General features: G+C 58.3%; 2 protein-coding genes. Both read right to left on the reverse strand.

Annotated features, from left to right (window positions below; translation table 11 throughout):
* Positions 1 to 123, reverse strand: a 123-nt coding sequence (locus A3754_RS25930) for an FGGY family carbohydrate kinase (protein WP_156496781.1), incomplete at its 3' end; no start/stop codon positions are given.
* A 234-nt stretch (positions 124 to 357) separates the two neighbouring features.
* Positions 358 to 580: ATP-binding protein (locus A3754_RS04430; protein ID WP_231880478.1), on the reverse strand; the 223-nt coding region annotated here is incomplete at its 5' end.

Here is a 580-nt window from a genome sequence, read left to right on the forward strand (position 1 = left end):
GCCATCCTGGGGAAAATGCTGGCGAAACTCTTTCTGCGCCTGCCCACAGGCACGGCCACTGGCATCAAAAACGATGGCGCGGGAACTGGTGGTGCCCTGGTCGATGGATAGGATGTAAGACATGACTCGGCTAATCCTGTTATCAGTATTGGTGGCTGGATCAGGCAGACGTCCCGGAGGGCGTCGGGAGACGCATTTTAAATGAAGGTCCGATGACAGATTGCACGATAACGGACAACCTTATAGACCTTATCGGCTATATATCGCCTGGCACCGGGTGCCTGACGCACAGCTCGCGCACTGCAGCCGGGTTCGATTACGGTTTTCGATATCGTCCGGTATCTGGTGCCCGGCGCACTATCCACTCATCCGACCCAGCACATGCTGGCCTTGCTGGCTCTTGGGCAAGCTTACGGTAAACCGGGCTCCGCCTTCCGGGCTTTCTTCCACGCGAATCTCTCCGCCGTGCCAGTCCACAATCCGCTTCACGATGGACAGCCCCAAACCATACCCGCCGCTGGCCCGGTGACGACTTTTATCCAGCCGGGCAAAGGGTTTGAACACGCGCTCGCGCTCATGC

The sequence above is a fragment of the Alcanivorax sp. HI0083 genome (genome assembly GCF_001635175.1).